Below are 1,634 nucleotides of genomic sequence, written 5' to 3' on the forward strand. Positions count from 1 at the left end.
CTGAGCAGTGCGTAGTTCTGACGACTATGGGCTATGCACAACTGTTTCCCCACTTTTTCAAAAACAGGTATTTCCAGCTTTAATGGATTGTTTTCGTGACTTAATCGTCAGCCTGTCTGCCAGAAGCCTTCGTATCGCTCAGATTCCATAACGTCCATCAGGAATTTCACCACGTTCAGCTCCTGAACAGAAACCAGAAGAAATTCTGGCAGTGAAGAACGCATCGCCTGAGCCACAACCGCTTCAGAAGGAGGGGAAGTCTTATCCATCGTTCGCAACCAGCTGCGAAAGTGGTTCCAGACAATGTGATGGAAGTGCAATGCCAGATACTGTAATAGACCCTGAGCAATACAACCCAGCTGAACAAACCGATGATAAGCATTCAGTTTTCGCTGAACACCTGCCCGATAAGCCTCTGGTTTACGATGAAGATACTGATTGCCCGACTTCTTTGAAGGAAAGGTCATATCCTTCATCCAGAAGTGATAGCCATAGCTTCCAATCGTATGCATTGCCTGTTTGAATGACAACTCAATCTTATAGCGATAGCTATACAGGGCAATGATGTCCAGAGGGGACAGTGTTCGATCTGTACAGATCAGAATAATCCGCCCCCGATGGGGGTGATCAACCCAGACAAACCGTATTTTTCTGCCTGCTGGTCGCCAGATCAGATCGTAAGAAAGGTAGCGTATTTCAATGTCCTTTTCACCATAAACAGGACTCGGGGCTGACTCAAAATGTTCATCTAATAAGTGCCAGACATTGCGAACATGAATTTTTCGGCCATAGAGTCTGGGCCTGCCGGGTTTACGGGAATGCGTTATCTGCTGCGCCGGAAGATAAGCCACACTGTTACTTTTTGCCCGGCTGATCAGGTGGTGCCCTCTTTTCAGCAAAGGCCGGATCACTTTCTGACTGGCATAATAAGCATCGGCTACCAGAATGGCAGAGATCGCCATATCCTGAGTGCAGGCGATAAACATTATCGCCAGTTTATCCAGCAGGGTTCTTTTATCCCGATTGGTTGTGATGATGCCTTCATGAATCCGACTGTATAAAGGAACGCAGGCCAGCTTGCCGGTGGCTGACGACACCAGCAGTCCCAGAGCCTGAAAAGAATGCCCCATAATCCAGGCGGGCTTTGAATTATTGCCGGACTCCTGATGGAGTCTTTTAACCGCTGGCATTTTACGCCCTTCTTTGGGTACTTTAATGCCATCGGCGAGTATGATGTGTCGACCGTTGTACTGAACCGGTGTGAACTTTTGGAGCACCAGTCGATACCAGGCTGTTGTGAGTTTATCCAGATTCAGAGCGCTGGAGTGAAATAAATGAAGTAAGGAAGCATAGCATCGGGGTTTAAGAGATAAAGCCCGGATAAAACTGGATACGCCAGCATTGTCGGTTCTGACCGTGAAGCCCATGAGGACCAGACATAACCAGAAGAATGTCCGTTTTCTCGTGCAGGCAGACTTTAAGGACTGGACAGCAGTAAACCATACCCACCATAATTTCATAGTCGCCTCTCGGTTTTTGGTTCGACTTTACTTGTGGTGAGTTTAAGAAAAGATCATAAGCTTGAGAGGCGTCAAGCTTATGCTTCCACTATCGAGAACTTCGCACTGTCCAGT

At 47.4% G+C, this 1,634-nt stretch carries 1 protein-coding gene; it reads right to left on the reverse strand.

Annotation, left to right across the window (positions count from 1 at the left end):
• Nucleotides 1–107: 107 nt before the first annotated feature.
• Nucleotides 108–1,520 (reverse strand): transposase, encoded by a 1,413-nt coding sequence (locus H4O21_RS23920; RefSeq protein WP_182812344.1) that lies wholly within the window; start codon nt 1,518–1,520, stop codon nt 108–110.
• Nucleotides 1,521–1,634 lie beyond the last annotated feature (114 nt).

The organism is Oceanospirillum sediminis (assembly GCF_014164585.1).
In the GTDB taxonomy this organism is placed as follows: Bacteria; Pseudomonadota; Gammaproteobacteria; order Pseudomonadales; family Halomonadaceae; genus Oceanospirillum; species Oceanospirillum sediminis.